Annotated in this window: 14 protein-coding genes; 9 read left to right on the top strand and 5 right to left on the bottom strand. The window is 74.3% G+C overall.

From position 1 onward, the window contains the following. Nucleotides 1–6 precede the first annotated feature (6 nt). Nucleotides 7–1539 carry an FAD-dependent oxidoreductase gene (locus AB0P24_RS29970; RefSeq protein WP_365799380.1) on the bottom strand — a complete coding sequence of 511 codons (1533 nt, stop codon included), beginning with the start codon at nt 1537–1539 and terminating at the stop codon, nt 7–9. Between the two features lie 180 nt (nt 1540–1719). Between AB0P24_RS29970 and AB0P24_RS29965 the strand changes: the two genes are divergently transcribed. After that, nucleotides 1720–2496, top strand: coding sequence for an alpha/beta fold hydrolase (locus AB0P24_RS29965; RefSeq protein WP_365799378.1), 777 nt, complete (start codon nt 1720–1722; stop codon nt 2494–2496). A gap of 140 nt (nt 2497–2636) precedes the next feature. On the opposite strand, the gene AB0P24_RS29960 is transcribed toward AB0P24_RS29965, so the two are convergent. Then, entirely contained in the window at nt 2637–4046 is a 1410-nt protein-coding gene (locus AB0P24_RS29960) for an MFS transporter (RefSeq protein WP_365799376.1), read from the bottom strand. Between the two features lie 176 nt (nt 4047–4222). Next, nucleotides 4223–5431: a 3-deoxy-7-phosphoheptulonate synthase class II gene (locus AB0P24_RS29955; RefSeq protein WP_365799501.1), complete on the bottom strand. Its 1209-nt coding sequence runs from the start codon at nt 5429–5431 to the stop codon at nt 4223–4225. Nucleotides 5432–5654: 223 nt separating this feature from the next. Between AB0P24_RS29955 and AB0P24_RS29950 the strand changes: the two genes are divergently transcribed. Then, on the top strand, nt 5655–6437 hold the full coding sequence (locus AB0P24_RS29950; protein WP_365799374.1) for a hypothetical protein: 783 nt from the start codon (nt 5655–5657) through the stop codon (nt 6435–6437). Continuing rightward, a complete protein-coding gene (locus AB0P24_RS29945) occupies nt 6434–7507 on the top strand; it encodes a 3-dehydroquinate synthase family protein (protein ID WP_365799372.1) in 1074 nt (357 codons plus the stop codon). Before AB0P24_RS29950 ends, AB0P24_RS29945 begins: the two co-directional genes overlap by 4 nt. A gap of 66 nt (nt 7508–7573) precedes the next feature. Here the strand turns inward: AB0P24_RS29945 and AB0P24_RS29940 are convergent, their stop codons facing one another. Then, complete coding sequence (locus AB0P24_RS29940; RefSeq protein ID WP_365799370.1) at nt 7574–8008, bottom strand: type II 3-dehydroquinate dehydratase; 435 nt, start codon at nt 8006–8008, stop codon at nt 7574–7576. 201 nt (nt 8009–8209) lie between these two features. Here AB0P24_RS29940 and AB0P24_RS29935 point away from each other — a divergent pair, with 201 nt between their 5' ends. The 4 genes from AB0P24_RS29935 (at nt 8210) to AB0P24_RS29920 (ending at nt 17715) form a co-directional block, all read left to right on the top strand. Next, the gene (locus AB0P24_RS29935) at nt 8210–9373 is read left to right on the top strand and encodes a DegT/DnrJ/EryC1/StrS family aminotransferase (RefSeq protein ID WP_365799368.1); all 1164 of its coding nucleotides are present in this window, start codon (nt 8210–8212) and stop codon (nt 9371–9373) included. Further along, nucleotides 9370–11136, top strand: a complete 1767-nt coding sequence (locus AB0P24_RS29930) for an HAD-IA family hydrolase (RefSeq protein ID WP_365799366.1) — start codon at nt 9370–9372, stop codon at nt 11134–11136. The genes AB0P24_RS29935 and AB0P24_RS29930 overlap by 4 nt, the downstream gene beginning before the upstream one ends. Nucleotides 11137–11431: 295 nt before the next feature. Next, nucleotides 11432–14611 (top strand): BTAD domain-containing putative transcriptional regulator, encoded by a 3180-nt coding sequence (locus AB0P24_RS29925; RefSeq protein WP_365799364.1) that lies wholly within the window; start codon nt 11432–11434, stop codon nt 14609–14611. Nucleotides 14612–14880: 269 nt separating this feature from the next. Continuing rightward, nucleotides 14881–17715 carry an AAA family ATPase gene (locus AB0P24_RS29920; RefSeq protein ID WP_365799362.1) on the top strand — a complete coding sequence of 945 codons (2835 nt, stop codon included), beginning with the start codon at nt 14881–14883 and terminating at the stop codon, nt 17713–17715. On the opposite strand, the gene AB0P24_RS29915 is transcribed toward AB0P24_RS29920, so the two are convergent. Then, nucleotides 17682–18092 carry a helix-turn-helix domain-containing protein gene (locus AB0P24_RS29915; protein WP_365799360.1) on the bottom strand — a complete coding sequence of 137 codons (411 nt, stop codon included), beginning with the start codon at nt 18090–18092 and terminating at the stop codon, nt 17682–17684. The genes AB0P24_RS29920 and AB0P24_RS29915 overlap by 34 nt on opposite strands. 134 nt (nt 18093–18226) lie before the next feature. Here AB0P24_RS29915 and AB0P24_RS29910 point away from each other — a divergent pair, with 134 nt between their 5' ends. Next, nucleotides 18227–19054, top strand: coding sequence for a shikimate dehydrogenase (locus tag AB0P24_RS29910; protein ID WP_365799358.1), 828 nt, complete (start codon nt 18227–18229; stop codon nt 19052–19054). Between the two features lie 135 nt (nt 19055–19189). Beyond that, on the top strand, nt 19190–24238 hold a 5049-nt coding region (locus AB0P24_RS29905), incomplete at its 3' end, for an AMP-binding protein (protein ID WP_365799356.1).

Raw genomic sequence — 24238 nt, 5'->3', positions numbered from 1 at the left:
GCGCGGTCAGCTGCCGACGCTCTGGGCGTGCCGGAAGACGTCGGCCGGGTCGTAGCGGCGCTTGACTTCGAGGAGGCGGGTGTAGTTGTCGCCGAAGTAGGCGCGCCGCCAGTCGGTCAGCCGCGGGTCCGGGAAGTTGACGTACGCCTCCCCGGTGGAGGCCGGCGCGAGGAGCGCGGAGCCCTGGTCCACCCAGTCCGTCATGGCGGCCGCCACGGCCGCGGGCGGTGCCGCGTCGGCCGTCATGGCGGCGAAGCCGGTCATGAACTGGGCCGAGCGGTGCCAGTACGCGGTGTCGGTGCGGCCCGCCTCGTTGGCCCGGCCGCCGGTCGCGGTGAAGGACAGGAAACGGGTCTGCCCGGCCTGCCGGTCGCGGTCGTAGGCGGCGAGCGAGTCGGACAGGACGGAGCCGGTGACGGCGCGGTCGAAGATCCTGGTGCGCTCGCGCAGCACACCGTTGCGGGGCAGCTTGGCGTCGGGGTTCTGGCCGGTGAGATGGCACTCGTCCACGGTCAGCTGCCCGCAGCCGTACACCCGGCGCATCACGTCGCCGTACGCCAGCTCGGTGGTCTCCCGGCGGACCGGGCGGGCACCCGACTGCGCGGCCAGCTCGGCCAGGCCGCTCTCCAGGTCGCGGGGGTCGCCCCAGAAGGTGCCGGACAGCAGCACGGTGGGCGTGGCGCCCGGGGCGGCGTCGGGCAGCGCCACGAGCAGCGCGGAGCCGAGGTCGTGGGGGCCTGCGACGCTCCAGTGCTGCCAGGTCTCGATGACCTCCTGGGCCTTGTCCCAGGGCCATTCGGTGTCGAAGAACACCCCGCCCGGCTGGTCGACGGGGACCACCTCGAAGTCGAGGACGATACCGAAGGTGCCGCCGCCCCCGCCGCGCAGCGCCCAGAACAGATCGGGCTCACTGGTCTCGGAGACATGCGCCAGCCGGCCGTCGGCCAGCATGACCCGCGCCGAGACCAGCCGGTCGGAGGCGGTGCCGAACTTGCGTGTCTGGTGGCCGATGCCGCCCCCGGAGACGAAGCCGCCGGGGCAGACGGTCGGGCAGGTGCCGGTGACGATCTGGACGCCGTGCGGCTCCAGCGCGGTGAGCGCCTCGATCGACATGGCACCGGGGCCGAGATGGACCGTCCGGCCGTCGGTGCGCACCTGCCTGAAGGCCGACACGTCGACGACGAGTCCCTCGCCGGTCGACCAGCCGGCCAGGTTGTGGCCGCCGCTGCGGGTGCGCAGCTCGATGCCCTGCTCCCGCGCGAACCGCAGACAGGCCCGGACGTCCGAGACCGTACGGCAGCGGGCCACGGCCTGCGGCCGCAGCGCGCTGTACTCGCCGAGGTAGACGGTCCTCGCCCGGGCGTAGCCCGCGTCGGAGGGGCGGACCAGGTCTCCGGCGAGCGATTCCGCCAGTCGGTCCCAGGCGTCGTCCCCCACGGTCGTGGACAGCGCGGACGCGATCGGCCCTGCGGACGTCGCACCCACGGCGGCCAGTGCGAGACCGCCGGCGGACGTGAGGAATGCTCTGCGCGTAGCCATTTTCTCCCGCTCTCTCGTCGCTGTACGGCCAACGTAAGGAGCGGGATTCGGCGCGGATAACCCCTAATTCCCCCTTGTCCTTCCGGGAGTTGTCCGGGCCCGGGACATTCAGGGGTTGTCGGCCCCTCTTTCCCGGGCCATCTTGGCGGTGAATACGCCCGGTCCGCGGAGGGACGACGCATGCCTGTTTCAACGCCCGCCTCACAGCAGTGGATTCGCCGGTATCACCCGGCGCCCGCCGCCCGGGTCGGCCTCGTGTGCTTTCCGCACGCGGGCGGCTCGGCACCCTACTACGCACCGCTGGCCGCCGCGCTCGCGCCGTCCGTCGACGTACTGGCGGTGCAGTACCCGGGACGCCAGGAGCGCCGCCGGGTGCCACCCGTCGACGACGTCCGCGCCCTCGCCCGGCAGTCCTACGACGCCCTCGCCGAGGCCGGGTTCGACGGCACGGGCCGGCCGCTCGCGCTGTTCGGGCACAGTATGGGCGCACTCGTCGCCTTCGAGGTCGCCCGGCTGATGGAACAGCGGGGCGACGGCGGCCCCGCGGTGCTGTTCGCGTCCGGCCGGCGCGCGCCGAGCCGGGTGCGCGCCGGGACGGGCATACCGCGCGACGACGCGAGCATCGTCGCCGACATCCGGGCACTGGGCGGCACGGACGCGCGCTTCCTGGAGGATCCCGAGCTGCTCGGCATGGTGCTGCCCGCGCTGCGCAGCGACTACCGGGCGGTCGCGGGCTACCGCTCGGCCGCGGACGCCGCGATCGCCGCGCCGGTCGTCGTGCTGGTCGGGGACGCCGACCCGCACACCACGCCGGAGGAGGCCCGCGCCTGGCGGAGCCATACGTCCGGCCCCTTCGAGGTGCGCACGTTCCCCGGCGGTCACTTCTACCTGGAGGACCAGCAGCGGGCCGTCACGGCGGCACTCGCGGAGGTGCTGCGCGACGTCGCCGGTGCCTGAGGGCCGCCGTAGCGGGAGCTCCTGGCGTGCGGGACAACCCGCCTGCCAGGAGCTCCCGTCGTTCCCGGGTGCGCCGTGCGGGGCGTGCGAGAGCGGCGGAGCCCGCGCTGTCACCGGGCTCCGCCGCTCTCATCCGGGGGTCACAGGACGGGGACGTCCTTGCTGTCCGTCGCCGCGTTCCGCTCGGGCTGCCCGGCCTCGGCGGTCCGCGGGCCGGTCCGCAGCATCGCCGCGCCGATGAGCAGGGCCAGCAGGACGAACCCGGCGGCCAGCAGGAACGCCACGTGGTAGCCGCCGAGCAGCGCGCTCGCCTCGTCCTTGCCGGCGGCCGTGAGGGAGTTCGTGCGGGAGGAGACGAAGGCGCTGAGCACGGTGAGGCCGATCGCGCCGCCGATCTGCTGCGTGGTGTTGAACAGACCGGACGCGATGCCGGACTCCTCGGGCGTGACGGCCGACATGCCGAGCCCCATCATCGCCGGGGCGGCCAGCCCGAAGCCGAGGCCCATGACCAGGCTGGCGGGCAGGAAGTCCACCACGTACGTGCCGTCGACGCGGGCGAAGGAGAGCATCAGGAACGCCACGACGATCAGCACCATCCCGGAGTACAGCATGGGCCGCTGGCCGAACCGGGTGATGAGCCGGGCCGAGAGCCCGAGGGAGACTCCGGCGATGACCACGGCGATGGGCACGAAGCCGAGGCCCGCCTGGAGCGGGCTGTAGCCGAGCACCCGCTGGACGTAGAGCGTGCCGAAGAACAGCAGGCCGAACATGCCCGCGATCATCATGAACTGCACGATGTTCGCGGCGGTCAGGCCGCGCGAGCGGAACAGCCGCAGCGGCAGCAGCGGGTTGGCGACCGTGGCCTGGCGGACCACGAACCCGACGAGCAGCAGCAGGGCCAGGGGGAGCAGCAGGAGGGTCCGGGCGGAGGTCCAGCCGACCTTCTCGGCGTCGACGATGGTGTAGACGAGGAGCATCATGCCGGCCGTGACCAGCGCGGCACCCAGGAAGTCCGTGCCCTTGCCGAGGCCCTGGCCCTTGTCCTTCGGGATCGAGCGCAGGCCGGCCAGGACGAGCACCGCGCCGATCGGGGCGTTGATGAAGAAGATCCAGTTCCAGCTGAGGAACTGGGTGAGCACACCGCCGAGCAGCGGGCCCACGGCGCCGCCGCCCGCGGAGGCGAAGCTGTAGGCGCCGATGGCCTGGGCCTGCTGGCGCGGCTCGGCGAACATGGTCGCGACCATGCCGAGGATGCAGGCGGACGCGATCGCGCCGCCGACGCCCTGGACGAAGCGGAACGCGATGAGCGAGCTCTCGTTGGCCGCGAAGCCGCACAGCAGGGAGGAGGCGCCGAACAGCGCGACCCCGGTGAGGAAGACGGTCTTGCGGCCGACCAGGTCACCGAGCCGTCCGGCCAGCAGCAGGAGGCCGCCGAACGGGATGACGTAGGCGTTCACGACCCAGACCAGGTTCGCCTCGGAGAACCCGAGGCCCTTCTGGACGGCCGGCAACGCCACATTGACGATGTTCTGGTCGATGACGATCATCATCTGACCGATGCACAGTAAGGCAATGGTCAGCCAGGGACTGTTCGTACGGGGGGCGGGCTGGCCCATTTCCGTTCGCCTCCAATAGGGCATTGTTTGTTACAGAAGCCATGATGCGTGCCTCAGTGCGGGCACGGAAGAAGGCACTTTCTTGTGACACGGGCACATCGGTGTTCCTTTTACGGGAACACCTTTGTTCCCGTGGCCCGGCAACCGCTTTGGTTCCCGGACAACCGCGCGATACGGTCGGCCAGCGCCAGCGCCTGTTCGGCGTTGAGCCGGGGGTCGCAGGTGGATTCGTACCGGCCGCTGAGTCCCGGTTCGGTGACCGCGCGCGGTCCGCCCAGGCACTCGGTCACCCGGTCGCCGGTGAATTCCAGGTGCACCCCGCCGGGATGGCTGCCGAGCGCCCGGTGCACCTGGAAGAAGCCCTCCAGCTCGTCCATGACGTCGTCGAAGTGCCGGGTCTTGTATCCCATCGCCGAGACACGGGTGTTGCCGTGCATCGGGTCGCACATCCACACCACCTGCCGGCCCGTGGCGGCGACGGCGTCGACGAGGGCGGGCAGGGTGTCCCGGACGCGGACGCTGCCCATGCGGCTGATCAGGGTGAGCCGGCCCGCCTCGGCGCGCGGGTCGAGCCGCTCGACGTACTCGGCGGCGAGCGCCGGGGTGGTGCCCGGACCGAGCTTGACGCCGACGGGGTTGGCGAGCAGTTCGGCGAACGCGACGTGCGCGCCGTCGAGTTGACGGGTGCGCTCGCCGATCCACAGGAAGTGCGCGGAGGTGCCGTACAGCTTCCCGTCGGTGGGGTCCACCGCCAGCTGGGGGCGTTCGTAGTCGAGCAGCAGCGCCTCGTGGCTGGTGTGGATGCCGGCGAAGCGGCCGCGAAGCTGGTCGAGGGTGGCGCGCGCGGTGCGGTGGGCCTCGATCATCCGCATCGGGTCCGGGACGCGCTCCCGGGGGTCGGGGGCGGCGGCGTTGACGATGTCGCCGCGGTAGACGGGCAGCCCGAGGCCGTCGACGGAGTCGGAGCGCGGCTTGGCGTACTGGCCGGCGAGCCGCCCGACGGGGACGACGGGCAGCCCGCTGCCCCCGGTCACGACGGCAGCCATCCTGAGCAGGGTGGTGGCGTTGCCCGCGATGTGCTCGGGGGTCGCGTCGAAGGTCTCCGCGCAGTCGCCGCCCTGGAGGACGAGGGCCTCCCCGCGGGTGGCCCGGGCGGTCTGCCGGCGCAGTGCCCGGATCTCCTCGGGGGTGACGAGCGGGGGCAGGGTGGCCAGGAAGGCGGACACGGAACGTACCTGTCCGGAGTCCGGCCACGGCGGTTGCTGGGCCGCCGGCCGGCTCAGGGCCGCCGCGACCTTCTCGGACCATTCCCGCGGCAGGTCGGCGGCCTGCGGGGCGGCTGGCAAGGAAAGTGTCGAATGCACACGGCCATTAGAACTCCGGAGGGATCCCCTACCCGTACCCCTAACAACTCCCTCAGTTTCCGCGGGTGCGCCGATCTCTCCGGTCCTCAATTGCGCACCCGTCCCTGGAATTATTACTGTCGGCGGCGGATCCGAACCCGCATGATGACCCGACATGATGGTCGAGGTGAATTCCGCTATGGCTCGGCAATGGTTGTCCGTCTCCCTCTACGGCGGCGTCGACGCCCCCGGTGACCTGCCCCCGGTGGTCTCGCGCGTGGCCCGGCACGTCCGGGTGAGCGACCCTGACGCGTGCTTCTTCTTCTCCCGCGACGACCACCCGGCGGGCCGCTCCGTCGATCTGTGGGTCGACGCCGGGGCCGGTACCCGGCGCGAGGTGACGGACCTGCTGCGCGCAGGTGCCCCGGGTTCCGGCTGGCAGGTGTCCGCCGAGCGGCTGGTGGACCGCCCGGTGCACCATCCGCACGAGAGCGAACGGGATGTGACGGACGAACTGGCCGCGGTGGCGAGCGAGTTCGCCCTCTCGGTACGGCCGGACGGGGCACCCGGACCGCGGGAGGCCTACGACCTCGCGGTCGCCCATCTACGGGCGCTGGCCGAGTTGGTCGAGCCGTCCGGTCGGGCCGGGTTGCTGTTCCAGTGCTGGGAGCGCTGGTCGGCCGGGCTGTCCGCGGGGCGGCGGGTGGAGCTGGCGGCCGGCGCGGACCCGGCCGAACCGGAGCCGCCGGCACCGCGGTTGACGGCCGCGCTGGAGAGGTACGTGCACCGCACCCGGCAGACGATACGGCGGCAGCGGCCCGGATGCGGCCTGCCGGAGCGCTATCTCGTCTTCGCCCAGTCCGCCGCCGTGCACGACCGGCTCGGCATCCCCGTCTCGCAGAGCGCCGCCGCGGCGCTCACGGTCCGCGCGCGGCTCACCGCGGGCCAGGTGCCGGCCACGACCGCCGGGGAGCGCGCATGAGCACGGGAACGGTGAACGGCACGCAGCCGAAGGCCGAGGGCGCCGACGCCGCGGTGGTCCGCGTCGAGTTGGGGCCGCGCTCCTACGACGTGAGCATCGGAGCGGGGGTCCGGAAGCGGCTGCCGGAGGTGGTCGCGCGGTCCGGGGCGCGACGGGCGGTGATCGTCTCGGCGCGGCCGGCGGATCTGGTGCCGGACCCGGGCGTGCCGTACCGGCTGGTCGAGGCGCGGGACGGCGAGGAGAACAAGACGCTCGCGACGGTCGGGGCACTGTGCCGGCAGTTCGCCGACGCGGGGCTCACCCGTGACGACGTGGTGGTCTCCTGCGGCGGGGGCACCACCACGGACACCGTCGGTCTGGCGGCCGCCCTCTATCACCGGGGCGTGTCCGTCATCCACCTGCCGACCTCGCTGCTCGCCCAGGTGGACGCGAGCACCGGCGGCAAGACGGCCGTCAACCTGCCCGAGGGCAAGAACCTGGTCGGCGCGTACTGGCAGCCGCTGGCCGTGCTGTGCGACACCGACCATCTGCGCACCCTGCCGGAGCGTGAGTGGCGCAACGGCTACGGCGAGATCGCCCGCTGCCACTTCATCGGCGCCGGCGACCTGCGCGGCCTGGGCACGGTCGAGCAGATCACGGCGAGCGTGCGCCGCAAGGCCGAGATCGTCTCGTCGGACGAGCGCGACACGGGCCTGCGGCATCTGCTCAACTACGGCCACACCCTGGGCCACGCCCTGGAGACGGAGACCGGGTTCGGCCTGCGGCACGGGGAGGCCGTGGCCGTCGGCACGGTGTTCGCGGGCCGGCTCGCGGGCGCCCTCGGCCGCATCGGCGCGGCCCGGGTGGACGAACACCTCGATGTCGTACGGCACTACGGGCTTCCGTGGCGGCTGCCCGCGGCCGTCGACGCGGACCGGCTGGTCGCCCTGATGGGCCGGGACAAGAAGGCCGCGGCCGGTGCGCCGGGCCGGCTGGCGTTCGTGCTGGACGGGCCCGCCGGCGCGGAGCTCGTGGACGACGTGCCGGAGGGGGCCGTAAGGGACTGCCTGGCGGCCATGCCGCGTGACTGAGCGGGCGGGAACACCACGGCGGCCGGGGTCCTGACAGCGCGTCAGGGTCCCGGCCGCCGTCTGTGCTCAGGCCTCGGCCAGTTCCAGGAGGGCCCGCGCCGCGAGCCGGTATCCGTAGGTGCCGAGGCCGACGATCACCCCGCGGGCCAGCGGGGCGAGGACGGAGTCGTGCCGGAAGCTCTCCCGGGCGTAGATGTTGGAGATGTGCACCTCGATCCAGGGGCGGGGATAGGCGGCGAGACTGTCCCGCAGGCTCCAGCCGGCCATCATCAGGGCCCCGGGATTGACGATCGCCCCGACGGTGTCGGGGTGGTCGTTGACCGCCCGGACGAGCGCGCCCTCGGAGTCGTCCTGGACGCTGGTGAGCGTCCAGCCCTTGACGGCTATCTCCTCGGCGACCGCCTTCTCGACGTCCACGAGGGTGTCGGTCCCGTAGATCTCCGGCTCACGGCGTCCGAGAATGCCGAGATTCGGGCCGTTGACCAGCAGCAGTCGGCTCATGACATCACCCATTTCGATCGACACGTCCACGGACTTTGCATGCTCCAGTGAATTCATTATTGTCGGCGGCAGCCGCCATCACGCCGGAACCGGGGACAAGTCGCGGTAATTCAGGGGGGTGGTAGGGGTGGGGGCGTATTGAATTCCCGCGTTAGCTTTTCTGCACCGAACGCGTCTGAAGCGAGCAGAAGGACTGGGACTGTGAACGTTTCCCGAGAGCTTCCGAAATTCCCGGAGTGGCCACAGTTCGACGACGCCGAGCGCGTCGCCCTGGGCCGGGCCCTGGAGCAGGGGCAGTGGTGGCGCATGGGCGGCGGGGAAGTCACGGCGTTCGAGCGCGAGTTCGCGGCGTACCACGGCGCCGAGCACGCGCTGGCGGTGACCAACGGCACGCACGCCCTGGAGCTCGCCCTCCAGATCCTCGGCGTCGGCCCCGGCACGGAGGTGATCGTGCCGGCCTTCACCTTCATCTCCTCCTCCCAGGCCGCGCAGCGCCTCGGCGCGGTCGCGGTGCCCGTCGACATCGACCCCGGCACGCTGTGCATCGACCCGGCCGCCGCCGAGCGGGCCGTCACCTCGAAGACCGCCGCGATCATGCCCGTGCACATGGCGGGGCACGTCGCGGACATGGACGCGCTGGAGAAGCTGTCCGCGGACAGCGGGGTGCCGATCATCCAGGACGCCGCGCACGCGCACGGCGCCCGCTGGCGGGGCCGCCGGGTCGGCGAGTTCGGCTCGGTCGCCGCGTTCAGCTTCCAGAACGGCAAGCTGATGACGGCCGGCGAGGGCGGCGCCGTGACCTTCCCCGATCAGGGCCGTTACGAGGAGGCCTTCCTGCGGCACAGCTGCGGCCGTCCGCCGACGGACCGCGGCTACTTCCACCAGACCTCCGGCTCCAACTTCCGGATGAACGAGTTCTCCGCCGCCGTGCTGCGTGCCCAGCTGGCCCGGCTCGACAGCCAGATCGAGACCCGTGAGCAGCGGGCGCCGCTGCTGACCGGGCTGCTGAACGAGATCGACGGCGTGGTGGCGCAGAGCCGCGACGAGCGCTGCGACCGCGACCCGCACTACATGATGATGTTCCGCGTCCCCGGCATCACCGAGGAGCGCCGCAACCGGCTGGTCGACGAGCTGATCGAGCGGGGCCTGCCGGCCTTCGCCGCGTTCCGCGCGATCTACCGCTGCCCCGGCTTCTGGGAGACCGGCGCCCCGCGGGCCTCGGTCGACGAGCTCGCCGCCCTGTGCCCCGTCACGGAGGCCGTCTACGCGGACACCGTCTGGCTGCACCACCGCACGCTGCTCGGTACCGAGGACCAGATGCACCGGATCGCCGAGATCGTCGCCGACACGGTGGGCTCGCTGTGACCGGGCGGACCGCGCCCCCGGTCCGGGTGGCGGTGATCGGCTCGGGCTGGGCGGCGCGCTCCATCTGGCTGCCCCGGCTCACCGCGCACCCGGCGTTCACCGTCGCGGGTGTGGTCGACCCCGACCCGCGGGCGCGGGCCGCGGCCGGCGGGGGCACCCTGCCGGCGTTCGCCTCGGTCGCGGACCTGCCGGCCGACGCGGTGGACCTGGCCGTCGTGGCCGTACCGAACCATCTGCACGCGCCGGTCGCGGAGACGGTCCTGCGGGCCGGGGTCCCGGCCTTCGTGGAGAAGCCCGTCTGTCTGACCTCGGCCGAGGTGGACCGGCTGGCCGCGGCGGAGGCGGTGGGCGGTGCGCCGCTGCTGGCCGGCAGCGCCGCACGGTTCCGCGCCGACGTGCGGGCCCTGCTGGACCTGGCGGGCACCGTGGGCGACCTGCGGCACCTGTCCGTCGGCTGGGTGCGGGCGCGCGGCATCCCGGACGGCGCCGGCTGGTTCACCCGGCGCAGCCTGTCCGGGGGCGGAGCGCTGGTCGACCTCGGCTGGCATCTGCTGGACGTGGTGGCGCCGCTGCTGCCGCCCGGCCCGTTCCGGCACGTCGTCGGGTCGGTCTCGGACGACTTCATCAACGACCCCCGGCTGCGCGCGGGCTGGCGCCGGGACGCCCCCCTGGGCGGCCGGGGCGACGTCGAGGACACCGCCCGCGGCTTCCTGGTGACCGACCCGGGCCTGTCGGTGTCCCTCACCGCGAGCTGGGCCTCGCACCAGCCGAGCGACGTCACCACCGTCGTCGTGGAGGGCAGCGCCGGCACGGTGAGCCTCACCTGCACCTTCGGCTTCAGCCCCGACCGCGAGGGCGGCCCGGTCCTGACCCTGACCCGCGACGGCGAGGTCGAGACGGTGCCGGTCGGCGAGGAGCCGGTGGGCGCCGAGTACGACCGGCTGCTCGACGACCTGGCGACGCGCTGGGCGGACCCGGGGGCACGCGGCGCGGCGATCCGCGAGGCGCGGCGGACCGTGGACGCCATCGAGCGGCTCTACGCCTCGGCGACCCCCCGGGCGCTGCCCGCACCGGGCCCGTCCGGATACCGGCTGCCGGAGCGGCCGTTGCCCACGCCGCCGCGGGCGGTCGTCTTCGACCTCGACGGGGTCCTGGTCGACAGCTTCGGGGTGATGCGGCAGGCGTTCACCCACGCCTACCGCGAAGTCGTCGGGGCCGGTGAGCCGCCGTTCGCCGAGTACAACCGCCATCTGGGCCGCTACTTCCCGGACATCATGCGGATCATGGGTCTGCCGCCGGAGATGGAGGAGCCCTTCGTCCGGGAGAGCACCCGCCTCGCCGACCAGGTCACGCTGTTCCCCGGGGTGGAGGAGCTGCTGCGGCAGCTGCGCGAGCGCGGCATCGGCACCGCGGTGGCCACCGGCAAGGCGGGCTGGCGGGCTCGGACGCTGCTGGCGCGGCTCGGTGTGCTGGACCTGTTCGACCACGTCATCGGCTCGGACGAGGTCCCGCGCGCCAAGCCGGCCCCGGACATCGTGCTGCGCGCCCTGCGTCTGCTGGAGGTCGGCCCCGGCGAGGCCGTGATGGTCGGGGACGCGGTGACGGACCTCGCGGCGGCCCGCGGCGCGGGCGTCACGGCGGTGGCCGCGCTGTGGGGCGAGACCGACGAGGCGGCGCTGCTGGCGGCGGAGCCGGACCTCGCGGTGCGCAAGCCCGCGGAACTGTCCGAGAGCGTGCTGCCCTCGGACGCGGTCCTGCGCTGAGGACGCGCTCCCGCGCTGAGGATGCTCTCCCGCGCTCAGGACACGGGCCGGCGCCTGAGGACCCTGTCCGGCGCCCGGTGTGCGGCGCCGGCATTCCTCGGGGAGCCCCGACAGCCGTCGGCAATCTCAGAGGAATGTCAGCGCTTTACAAATTCTGAAGCAAATGATCGGCGAATTTCCCGAGGTCGGACCACGCCATTGTCCGGCCGTTGAGGAAACAACTCGTGCCAGCTACAGTCACCGTGATCCGGATAACCAGGGAAAAACCGTGAGCGCGAGGAAAGTTCGGTCTCCGATGAGGTTTCGCCTGCTCGGCCCCCTGCACGTGCTGCGGAACGACACCCCGATCCCGCTCGGGGGAATCAGCCGGCGCGCCACCCTCGGCTATCTCCTGCTGCACACCAACGACGTGATCTCCACGGGCCGGCTGCTACAGGCCCTGTGGGGCGTGGAGGCGCCGCCCACCGCGCGCAAGATCCTGCAGAACGCGGTGTCGGGGCTGCGCCGGGCGCTGGCCGAGGGACTGGGCGCCGAGGGCTCGCAGTTGCTGGTCACGCACGCGCCCGGCTATGTGCTTCGGGCCGATCCGGCCGTGGTCGACCTGTGCGAGTTCCGGGAGCTGGCCCGGCGCGGCCAGACGGCGCTGGCGCTCGGCCGTTGGGACGAGGCCGACCACCAGCTGCGCCGGGCCCTCGCCCTGTGGAACGGGCCGGCGCTGGCGGACCTGGCCGAGGGCGGCTACGACTGGCCGGAGCTGACCGCCCTGCAGAACGACCGCTTCACCGTGCTGGAGGACCGCATGGAGGCGGCGCTCGCCGCCGGTCACCATCTCGGTGTGCTCAGCGAGCTGGAGGCGGTGGTCAGCGCCGAGCCGCTGCGCGAACGCCTGTGCCGGCAACTGATGATGGCGCTGTACCGCTCGGGCCGTCAGGCCGAGGCGCTCGGCGCGTACCGCCGCACCCGGGCCGCGTTGGTGGAGGAGCTGGGGCTGGACCCGGGGCCCGAGCTCCAGGAGCTGGAGCGGGCGATCCTCGACCACGACCCGGCGCTGCTGCCCACCGGCGGTGCCGCGGTCCGCCTCGCCACGTCCCCGGCGCCGCCGCGCGCCCCCGGCCCGCGCACGGCACCCCCGCCGAAGGGCGCGGCCCCCTCCCCCGCGCTCGCCCGCCGCACGGCCGCGGGCCGCCCCGAGACGGAGCCGCCCCGGCCCCGCACCACCGCCGCCGCGGCCTTCGCACCGCCCGCCGCTCCCGTCGGCGGCGAGGAGCAGAAGCTGGTGACGGCCGTCTTCGTGCGCGCCGAGATCCCGGCCGGCACCACCACCCCCGAGGTGGTCGAGCAGGTGCTCGCGCAGGCCCGTGCCGTCGTCCGCAACCGCGCCGTCCGCGCCGGCGGGCGCGGCCAGGGCGAGTTGGGGCCGCTGACGGTGTGCGTGTTCGGGGCGGACCGGGCCCGCGAGGACGACGCGCTGCGCGCGGTCCGCACCGCCGTGGAGCTGGCCGGGCACACCGGCGCCGGCTTCCGGCTGCGGGTCGCGGTCGCCTCCGGCGAGGCACTGGTGACCGGCGCCACGGGTGACCCGCTGACGTCCGCGGCAGCGGACCCGGCACTGGTGTCCGGCACCTCGGGCCAGGCACGGGTGGCCGGGGCGCCCGGCGAGGCACAGGTGACCGGGGGCCCTGGCGAGGCACAGGTGACCGGGGGCCCTGGCGAGGCACAGGTGGCCGCGGGCTCTGGCGAGGGACGGGTGGCCGGGGGCCCCGGCGAGGCACAGGTGGCCGGGTCCTCGGGCCGGACGCCGATGTCCGGGGCCGCGACGGCCGGTTCGCCGTTCGGCGTCACCGGGCAGCTGTTCCAGACCGGGCTCGACATGCTCTTCGAGGCGCCTCCGGGCGCGGTCCGGGTGTGCGGGACCACGCGCCGGCTGTGCGGCGACCGCTTCGGTTTCGAGGTCTCCCGTACGACCGCCGGCGGCCATGACGTCACGATGTCCGCCCCCGCCGCGCCGGCCCCCCGCGGCGAGCCGCCGTTCGTCGGCCGCGACCGGGAGCTGGAGCAACTCGCCTGGTGGGCGGAGGAGGTCCGGCGCAGCGGACGGCCGCACCTGGTGACCGTGCTCGGCGAGCCGGGCATCGGCAAGAGCCGGCTGATGGCCGAGTTCCGACGCCGGCTGGCGGCCGGCGGCGGGCCGCGCTGCCTGGTGGGCACCAATCGGGCGCTGCGCCCCGAGGAGCCGTACGTCTCGCTGGCCGAACCGGTCCGCGCGTACGCCGGTGTCGCCGACGCCGATCCGGCGCTGAGCCGGGACCGCCGGCTGCGGGACGCGGTGAGAGAACTCGTCGGACCGGGCCCCGTCGCCGCTCAGCTGGCCGACGGGCTGAGGCGGTTGATCAGCCTGCCCGGCGGCGAGGCGTGCCGGCCGCTGCCCTCGGCCGAGGGCGACTCGATGCTGGTGGCCTGGCGCCGGTTCGTGGCGGAACTCGCCGCCCGGGAGCCGCTCGTGGTCGTCCTGGAGGACTTCGAACGGGTCGACGACGCGCTGCTCGCCTTCGCCGTGGAGCTGGCCGAGGCCGTGGACGACGTACCGCTGCTGGTCGTGCTGACCGGTCGGCTCGAACTGGCCGACCGCCCCGCCTACCGGTCCGGCGGCCGGCGCAACGCCACCACCGTCACCCTCGAACCGCTGCCGCGCCCCGCCGTCGACGCCCTCTTGGAGGAGGTGCTGCCGGCGCCGCGGGACAGCCGGACGGCCGAACTGCACGCGACGCTCGCGGAGCGCTCCGGCGGAAATCCGCTGTTCGCCCTGGAGTTCGCGCGCGCCGTCACGGGCGACGGCGCGGAGCCGGGGTCCGCGCGGGCCGGCACCTCCGGCGGCCGGGTCCCGGTGCCGCCCGCGGTGCACGCGATCGTCTCGGCACGGCTCGACACCCTGGGCGAGGCGGAGAAGGCCCTGCTGTACGACGCCTCGCTGTTCGAGGGCAGTTTCCTGGACCGAGAACTGGCCGCGCTGGGCGACACGGACGAGCGCCGGGTCCGGGACGGCCTGGACGCGCTGGAGCGCCGGGGGCTGGTGCGGCGCTGCCGGCGCTGCCCCGAACTCGGCGCCGTGGAGTACCAGTTCGTGCACGACCTGGTAGCCGAGACCGCGTACGCCCGGCTGCCGCACGCCGTGCGCGCCGACAAGCACCTGCGGGCCGCGGGCTGGCTGGCCCGGGAGCCGGACCGGTCGCCGGCGCTGGTGCTGCACCACTGCCGTCGGGCGGTGCACCACGCCACGGTGGCCCGGCGTCCCGACGGCGATGTCTCCGGCCGCGTCGGCGCCCTGCTCCTCGACGCGGGGCAGCGGGCCCGCGAGCGGGGCGCCACGGGTGCCGCGGAGTACTACTACCGTGTGGCGCAGGAGTTCTCGCCCTCGGGCCGGCCGCGGTGGCTGCTGCCGTTGCGTCGGCCGCACGAGGCGAAGTCACCGGCCTGACAGGTGCCGTGGCGGCCCCTTCCCGGGTCCGTTCCTCGCGAAGTCCGCCGTGTTCCTGGGGTCCGTCTGCGGCCGGTGTCCGCTGTCGCCCACTGTCCGACGACGCCGGGCACCCCTGCCAATCGGCCGGTAATCGCCGGTCCACTCCTCGCTCAGAGCCCTTTGAAACAGCACCTCGCCGCTCCCTAGTTTGACAGGCGTCGAACCTCTGGGGTGGCCGGCAGGCGCGGCCCCCGCGGCCCCGTACCTGGATTGCTGTGGAGATACTCATGCGTTTGTTCGAGCGAGACGACCACGAGGCACTGATCCGGTCCCTGGCCGGTGAATCCCTGGCCGGGCGGGGCCAGGTGCTGCTCCTGGAGGGAGTGGCAGCCGGGGGGCGGACCGCGCTGCTGGGTGAGGCGGTGGCGCAGGCCGAGCGGGCCGGGATGGTCACGCTGCGGGCGGCCTGCGCGCCCTCGGAGAGCGAGGTCCCGGGCGGCATGCTGAGCCAGCTGGCGCACAGCCTGCCGGTGCCGGACGCACCGGGCGAGGACCAGGTGCCCGACTTCCACGTGTTCTGCCGGTGGATCCTGCGGACGGCGGCGCGGACCCCGCTGATGATCGCGGTCGACGATCTGCACCACGCCGATCCGGCCTCCGTGCAGGCACTGTCGTATCTGGCCCGCCGACTGGGTGCCTCGCCGGTCCTGCTGGTGGCCACCGCCCGCCGGGACGACAGCGGCTCCCCGTCGCCGTTCGCGGCGGAGCTGGTGGCCGATCCGCGGGTGCACCGGCTGGAGGTGGGGCCGCTGTCGGCCGCGGGCACGCTCCGCTTCGTCGAGGAGCGGCTCGCGGCCGGTGCGCGGGCCCCGCGGATCGCCGCCGAGTTCCACCGGCTCAGCGGCGGGATCCCCCTGCTGCTGGAGGCGCTCGCGGAGGACTGGCGGCGGGGCGGGACGGCGGACCTCGCCGCGGTGTCGGGCACGGCGGCCGGGCCGGACCCCGCCTCGGCCCCCGCCCCCGTCACCGAACAGGGCTACGGCACCGCCGTGGTCGATCTGCTGCGGCGCTGGGACCCCGAGGTGGCGCGGATCGCCCGTGCGCTCGCGGTGCTCGGCGAGCACGGCAGCCCGGACCGGGTGGCCGAGCTCGCCGGACTCGGCCGGGAGCCGGGCACCGGCCAGGTGGAGCGGGCCCTCGCCCGGCTGACCGCGGCCGGGGTGCTGCGCGAGGGCCGGTTCCCGCACCCGGTCGCCGCCGCGGTCGTGGCGGGCACGGCCGGCGGCGCCGAGCGCGCGGCCCTGCACCTCCGGGCGGCCGGGCTGCTGCACGCCCTGGGCGAGCCGGCACCGGCCGTGGCCCGGCACCTCGCCGGGTCCCGGCAGCAGGTGGCGCAGTGGGCGGTGCCGGTGCTGGCGGAGGCCGCCGAGCACGAACTGCTGGCGGGCCGCTACGAACAGGCCGCCCGGTACGGCGAACTGGCCCACGAGGCGGGTCCCGCCGACCCGGCCGACCGTGCCGCCGTACTGGACCGGCTCACCGAGGCGGAGTGGCGGCTCAACCCGTCCCTCGCCCAGCGACGGCTGCCCGCGCTGCTCACCGCGATGCGCGCCGGGCATCTGCGCCCCGACCGGCTGCCCGGTCTGATACGACGGCTGCTCTGGCACGGCCGGCAGGCCGACGCCGAGGCGGCGCTCGCCCGGCTGCGGGAGGCGGCCGCGGCCGATCCGGCGCTGCGGGCGGAGAGCCGGGACCTGGACTCCTGGCTGGCGTTCACGCACCCCCGGCTGGCCCGGCGCGGCCCGGCGTCGGCGCCCGTGTGGGCGCCCGGCGGTCCGTCGGCGGCGGAGCGCGGCCCGGTGGCGCTGTCCGGCGGCGATCCGTGGCTCGCCACCGCGGGCGCGCTGGCCGAGCTGTTCCTGAGCGGCCGGGTCGGCGACCGGACGGACTGGGTGGAGCAGACCCTGCGCAATCTGCGCCCGCACGGCGGCGGCCCCTGGGCCGAGGAGTCCGCGGGCCTGGCGCTGCTCGCGCTGCTCGACGCCGGCCTGCCGGACGCGGTACTGGAGCACTGCGCGGTGCTCGCCGAGGGCGATCCGGCCGCGGCTCCGGTGTGGCACGCCCTGCTGGGGGCGCTGCGCGCGGAGGCGCTGCTGCACCGCGGCGATCTGACCGGGGCGCTGCGCGGCGCCCGGGAGGCGCTGACGCTGCTGCCGGCGCACGCGTGGGGCGTGGCGGTCGGGCTGCCGCTCGGCACGCTGATCACGGCGGCGATACGGTCCGGCGCCTTCGAGGAGGGCCGGCGGCAGCTGGCGTTCGCGCCGCCGGAGGCGATGTTCGCCAGCCGCTACGGCCTGTACTACCTGCACGCCCGCGGCCTGCACCATCTGGCGGCGGAACGGGCGTACGCCGGACTGTCGGACTTCCTGGCCTGCGGGGAGCTCGTGCAGTCCCTGGGTCTGGAGATCGCCGCGCCGGTGCCATGGCGGACCAGCGCCGCGGAGGCCTGGCTGCGGCTCGGCAACGAGGACCGGGCCCGTCGGCTGGTACGCGACCAGTTGTCCCGCTCCGACGCGGCCGACGGCAGCGGCCGGGGCCGCAGCCTGCGGATGCTGGCCGCGGTGAGCGCTCCCGAGCGGCGGCCCCAACTCCTGCTGGAGGCACTGGAGTTGTTCGAGGAGACAGGCGACCAGTACGCGCAGGCGCGGGCGTTGGCCGATCTGGGCAGGGCCTACTCGGCGCTCGGGGACAGCTCCCGGGCCCGGACGACCCTGCGCCGGGCCCGCTATCTGGCCGTCTCCTGCGGGGCCGCGCCGCTCGGCGAGGAACTGCTCGCCGTACCGGACCCCGCGCCTCCCGCCGAACCCCGGGCGACGGACGAGCCGCGGCTGACCGAGTCGGAGCGGCGCGTCGCGCACCTCGCGGTGCTCGGTTACACCAACCGGGAGATCGCCGCGAAGCTCTACGTCACCTCCAGCACCGTGGAGCAGCACCTGACCCGGGTCTACCGGAAGCTCGACGTAAAGCGCCGCAGGGACCTCCCGGCCGACCTCGGGACCATGACGCTGCACCGGCGCCGGCGGCGGACTCAGCCCTCCTCGGTGAGGCGCTCCGCGTCGTAGGCGACCCGCGCGGCGGAGATGGTCGCGCGATGGCGTTCCGCCCAGTCCGTCAGCGAGAGGAGCGACTGATGCAGTTCCCGTGCGATGTCCGTGAGTTCGTACTCCACCCGCGGCGGCACCGTCGCGAACACGGTGCGGCTGAGCAGGCCGTCCCGTTCGAGGTTGCGCAGGGTGAGGGTGAGCATCCGGCGGCTGATGCCGTCGATCGAGCGCTCCAGCTCGGTGAAGCGCACCGGGCCGCGCGCGGCGGCCACGATGATGAGGATGCTCCACTTGCCCGCCACCCGGTCCAGCACCTCACGGACGGGGCAGGCCTCCACCACGATGTCGTCGACCGTGTCGACGCCACCCGGCTCCCGTGTCTTCGTCTGCGGCATGGTCCGCCTCCTTCTCGGCCCCTCCATGGTGCCACTGCCGTTCCCTCTGTTACAAGAAGTTACCCATGGAGGGTGGGGCCGGGGGTCCGTCCCGGCACGGGCACCCCGTTCGGGGCGGCGTGCGGGGGCGCCTCATGACCGGCCCGGACATCTCGGGGACGACGCGGCTGAACGCGGTCCTCGGTGACCCGGTGGCCCAGGCGCGGGCGCCGGGCCTGCTCAACCCCCTGTTCGCCCGGCTCGGCACGGACGCCGTGGTGGTCCCGGTGCAGGTGCGGCCCGACGGGCTCGCCGAGGTGGTGCGCGGGCTGATGCGGGCCGGGAACGTGGACGGTCTGCTGGTCACCGTGCCGCACAAGGCGGCCGTCTGCGCCCTGGTCGACGAGCCGGGGCCGACCGCCGCGGTCACCGGGACCGCGAACGCGGTACGGCGTCGGGCGGACGGCCGGCTGTACGCCGAGAACGCGGACGGCCGGCTGCACGCCGAGAACTTCGACGGGCTCGGTTTCGTCCGCGGCCTGGCGGCCGCTGGCCGGCCGGTGCGGGACGCGCACGTCTTCGTGGCCGGTGCGGGCGGCGCGGGCGGCGCCGTCGCGGCGGCCCTGCTGGCGGCCGGGGCGGCCCGCGTCGCCCTGCGCGATCCGAACGCGGCCCGGCTGTCCGGGCTGCTCTCCCGGCTGGCGGCCCGCCGGCCCGGCAGGGCGCACACCGCGGGACCCGAGGACCTCGCGGGCGCCGACGTCGTCGTCAACGCCACCCCGCTCGGCATGCGCCCGGCGGATCCGCTGCCGCTCGATCCGGCGGACGTACGGGCCGACGCCGTGGTCGCGGACGTCGTCATGAAGCCGCACGAGACCGCGCTGCTGCGCACCGCCGCCGCGCTCGGCCGGCCCGTCCACCACGGAATCCACATGCTCGAACAACAGGTGCCCGGTTATCGCGAATTCTTCGGCCGGCGCTGATCCGCACCGGCCGAGCGACCCATAACTCAGGGATGGCATAGGGGATTTGATAGGGGATCCCGGCTCCGGTACGCACGCAAGAATTTCTGAGGCGCTTTCATACACGGCTCGCCTTTTCCCGAGGAGTGATATCGGATGCTGCGCACGGAACTCATCAGGCCGTTGCCGGAGATTCTCGTCGAACACGCGGAACGCTTCGGCCGGAAGACCGCCTTCGCCGATGCCCAGCGTCAGGTCACCTACGCGGAACTGGAACTGCGGACCCGGCGCCTCGCGGGGCATCTGGCCGGGCTGAGCGTGCATCCGGGCGACCGGGTCGCGATCCATCTCGGAAACCGGGTCGAGACCGTGGAGAGTTATCTCGCCGTCACCCGGGCCGACGCGATCGGCGTACCGCTCAACCCGCACTCCTCCGACGAGGAGCTCGCGTTCTTCCTCGCCGACAGCGGCGCGCGGGTCGTCATCACGGACCCGGCGCACGCCGGGCAGGTGACCCGGGTGCTCGGCGGCGCCGACCACCCGCGGCTGGTCGTCACCGGCGCCGAGCGTCCGCCGGCCGGGGCCGTGTCCTTCGAGACCCTGGCCGGCACCGAGCCGGTCACGGCGGCCCGGGACAGCCTGGACCTGGACGACGTCGCCTGGATGCTCTACACCTCCGGGACCACCGGGAAGCCCAAGGGCGTGCTGTCCACGCAGCGCAACTGCCTGTGGTCGGTGGCCGCCTGCTACGCGCCGGTCACGGAGCTCACCCCCGAGGACCGCGTGCTGTGGCCGCTGCCGCTGTTCCACAGTCTGTCGCACATCGCGTGCGTGCTGACGGTGACCGCGGTCGGCGCCTCGGCACGGATCATCGACGGCTGGTCCGCGGAGGAGGTCCTCGCCGCGCTGCGGGAGGAGTCCCCGACGGTCCTCGCGGGCGTGCCCACGCTGTACCACCAGCTGGTGCAGGCCGCGCGGCAGCGCGGGGTGCGGACGCCGGACCTGCGGATCGGCCTGGTCGGCGGCGCGGTGACGTCGGCGGCGCTGCACCGCTCGGTCGAGGAGACCTTCGGCGTTCCGCTGCTGGACGCCTACGGGTCCACCGAGACCTGCGGCTCCATCACCGTCAACTGGCCCGGCGGGGTCCGCGTCGAGGGCTCGTGCGGGCTGCCGGTGCCCGGCCTGAACGTACGGCTGGTCGACCCGGAGACCGGCCAGGACGTGCCGGCCGGCGCGGAGGGCGAGGTCTGGGTCAGCGGCCCCAACGTGATGGCCGGCTACCACAACCGCCCCGAGGAGACGGAGCGGGCGCTGCGCGACGGCTGGTACCGCACCGGTGACCTCGCCCGCCGCGACGAGGCCGGCTACTTCACCATCTCCGGGCGGATCAAGGACCTCATCATCCGCGGCGGCGAGAACATCCACCCCGGCGAGATCGAGGAGGTGCTGCGCTCGGTGGCGGGTGTGGCCGACGTCGCCGTGGCGGGCCGCCCGCACGACGTGCTCGGCGAGGTCCCGGTCGCCTTCCTCGTGCCGGGCCCGGACGGCTTCGACACCGACGCGCTGTTCGCCGCGTGCCGGGAGCGCCTGGCCTACTTCAAGGTCCCCGAGGAGCTCTACGAGGTGGCCCGCATCCCCCGCACCCGCTCCGGCAAGGTCACCCGCCATGTCCTCCTCGACGGGCCGGCCCGGCTGCGCGCGGCGGGCAGCGGCACCTACGAGAGCCTGTTCCGCACGGAGTGGACGCCGGTGCCGTCGGTGGGGAGCCGGAACGCCCCCTCGGCGCCCGCCGACGTGACGGTGCTGCCCGTGGCACCCGCTTCCCGGGCCGCCGAGTCGGCGGACCCGGCCGCGCTGGTGGCCGAGGTGGCCGCACGCGTGCGAGCCTGGGCCGCCGCCGAACACCCGTCGGCCGCACGGCTGGTGGTGGTCACGCGGGACGGTGCGGCCGTACGGCCCGACGAGCGCCCCGATCCGGCGCAGGCCGCGGTGGCCGGACTGGTCCGGGGGCTGCGCGCGGAGACCGGCGACCGGCTGGTGCACCTCGACACGGACGACCCCGCGGACGCCGCCGGCCGGCTGCTGGGCGCGGCGGTGGCCGCCGACGCCCCGCAGCTCGCCGTCCGGTCGGGCAGCCTCCTGACGCCGGCCCTGGAACGGCTCACGATCGTCGACCGCGCCGATGCCGCGCTGCCCGCCTCGGGCACCGTGGTCGTCGTCGGCGCCGACACCGCGGCCGGAGCCGCTGTCGCCCGGCACCTCGTCGCCGGACACCGCGCCCGGCACCTGCTGCTCGTCGGCCACCGCGGCGAGGAGGACCCGTCGGTCGCCGAACTCGCCGCGGAGGCACGGGAGTCGGGCGCGTCCGTCACCGTGGCGGCGGTCACCGCCGGCGACCGCCCCGCCCTCGGTGCGGCAGTCTCCGCGGTACGGCGTCCCGTCTCCGCGGTCGTGCACGCCGCCGCCGGGTCCTTCGCCTCCGCCGCGGCGAGCGCCCTCGCCGTGGAGGACCTTCTCGACGACGGGACCCTCACCACCCCGGCGGCCTACCTCCTGCTCACCACGGCGTCGGGCACCCTCGGCACCGCGGGCGACCCGGAGGAGGCGGCGTTCGCCGCGTTCTGCGACGCCCTGGCGCTGCGACGCCGGGAGCGCGGACTGCCCGCCGTCGCGCTGTCGGTCGGGCCGTGGGCCGAGGACGACACCCCGACCTCGTCCGTACGACCGCTGCCCGCGGGTGTGGGCACGCTGTCCCGCCGGGACCTGCTCGCCACCACCGACGCCGCCCTGATGACGGACGAGCCGGCGGCCACCGCACTGCGGCTGGACACCATCACCCTGTACGGAGACACCGTGCCCGCCGTGCTCCGCGGACTCATCGACGCCTCGGAGGTCTCCGCGGACGCCGGACGGGCCGACGAACTGCGCGCGGAGATAGCCGCGTTGGCGGACGGTGACCGGCTGCCCCGGCTGCTGGACGCGGTCGGCGCGGCGGCCGCGGACGTCACGGGCGCGGCGCCGAACGGTGTCGTACCGGAGCGGGCCTTCAAGGAGATGGGCTTCACGTCCGTCCAGGCCGTCCAGCTGCGCAACCGTCTGATGGAGACCACCGGCCTCCGGCTCCCGGCCACCCTCGCCTTCGACCATCCGACCCCGCGGGCCGTGGCCGGTTACCTGCTGGGCGAACTGACCGGCGGCCAGGACCGGTCCGACCCCGCGCCGGTGGCGACGGCGCCCGTGGACGACGACCCGGTCGCGATCGTCGGCATGGCCGTCCGGCTGCCCGGCGGCGTCGCCTCCCCCGAGGACCTGTGGGCCCTCGTGGACCAGGGCCTGGACGCGATCACCCCGTTCCCCGCCGACCGCGGCTGGGACATCGACGGCATCTACGACCCCGACCCCGAGCAGAGCGGCACCACCTACGTCCGGGACGGCGGCTTCCTCCAGGACGCCGGCGGGTTCGACGCGGGCTTCTTCGGCATCTCACCGCGCGAGGCGCTGGGCATGGACCCGCAGCAGCGGGTGTTCCTGGAGACGTCCTGGGAGCTGTTCGAGCGGGCGGGCATCGACGTCACGGCCCTGCACGGCACCCGCACCGGCGTGTTCGCCGGCGTGATGAACCAGGACTACAACCTCGGTCTCGCCCGGGCGGCGGAGGACACCGAGGGCTACCGCAGCACCGGCACGGCGGCGAGCGTCGTCTCCGGCCGGGTCGCCTACACCTTCGGCTTCGAGGGCCCGGCCGTCACCATCGACACGGCCTGCTCCTCCTCCCTGGTCGCCCTGCACCTGGCCGCCCAGTCGCTGCGCTCGGGCGAGTCCGACCTCGCGGTGGCCGGCGGCGTCGCGGTCATGGCCCAGCCGTCCTCGTTCGTGGAGTTCTCCCGACAGCGCGGGCTGGCCCCGGACGGACGCCCCAAGCCGTTCGCGGCGGCGGCGGACGGCACGGGCTGGTCCGAGGGGGTCGCCGTGGTGCTCGTCGAGCGCCTGTCGGACGCCCGGCGCAACGGGCACACCGTCCTCGCCACGGTGCGCGGTACGGCCGTGAACCAGGACGGCGCCTCCAACGGCCTGACCGCCCCCAACGGCCCCTCCCAGCAGCGCGTCATCCACCAGGCCCTCGCCAACGCCGGGCTGTCCCCCGCCGATGTCGACGCCGTGGAGGCACACGGCACGGGCACGGTGCTCGGCGACCCGATCGAGGCCCAGGCCCTCATCAACACCTACGGCAAGGACCGCTCCCCCGAACGGCCGCTGTGGCTCGGCTCCCTGAAGTCCAACATCGGCCACACCCAGGCCGCCGCGGGAGTCGCCGGCGTCATCAAGTCGATCCTGGCGCTGCACCACGGCACCCTGCCCCGCACCCTCCACGTGGACGAGCCCAGCCCCCACGTCGACTGGTCCTCCGGCCGCGTCGAGCTGCTGACGGAACCGGTTCCGTGGCCGGGTGACGGGCGGCCCCGCAGGATCGGCGTGTCGGCGTTCGGGGTGAGCGGCACGAACGCGCACGTGATCCTCGAAGAGGCACCCGCTGACGACGATACGACGGACACTCAGACCGACTCGGCGGACGGCTCGGTGGACACCGCCGTGGAGCCCGCGATCGTCCCGTGGGTGCTCTCGGCGAAGACACCCGCCGCACTGGCCGACATGGCCCGCCGACTCGCCGAACACGCCGAGGCCCACCCCGAGCACACCCCCACCCAGATCGGCAGCTCGCTCCTGCACCGCGCCCGACTCGAACACCGCGCCGTCATCATCGGCACCGACCGAGAAGAACTCACACGCGGACTCACCGCCCTCGCCAACCACACCCCCGACCGATCCCTCATCACCGGAGACGGCCAACTCACCACCGGCAAACTCGTCTTCGTCTTCCCCGGCCAGGGCACCCAATGGGCCGGCATGGGCGCAGGCCTCCTCGACACCTCACCCGTCTTCACCCAAGCCATCGAAGCCTGCGAACAAGCCCTGAGCCCATACGTCGACTGGTCCCTGACCGACGTCATCCGCCAAACCCCCGGCGCACCCACCCTCGACCGCGTCGACGTCGTCCAACCCACCACCTTCGCCCTCATGATCGCCCTCGCCCGCCTCTGGCAACACCACGGCATCACCCCCCACGCCGTCATCGGCCACTCCCAAGGCGAAATCGCCGCAGCCCACATCGCCGGCGCCCTCACCCTGACCGACGCCGCCCGCATC

This window comes from Streptomyces sp. NPDC086519 (assembly GCF_040686075.1).
Lineage (GTDB): Bacteria > Actinomycetota > Actinomycetes > Streptomycetales > Streptomycetaceae > Streptomyces > Streptomyces shenzhenensis.
The sequence above is the reverse complement of the archived record's forward strand: the minus strand, read 5'-3'. Positions and strand labels throughout refer to the sequence as shown.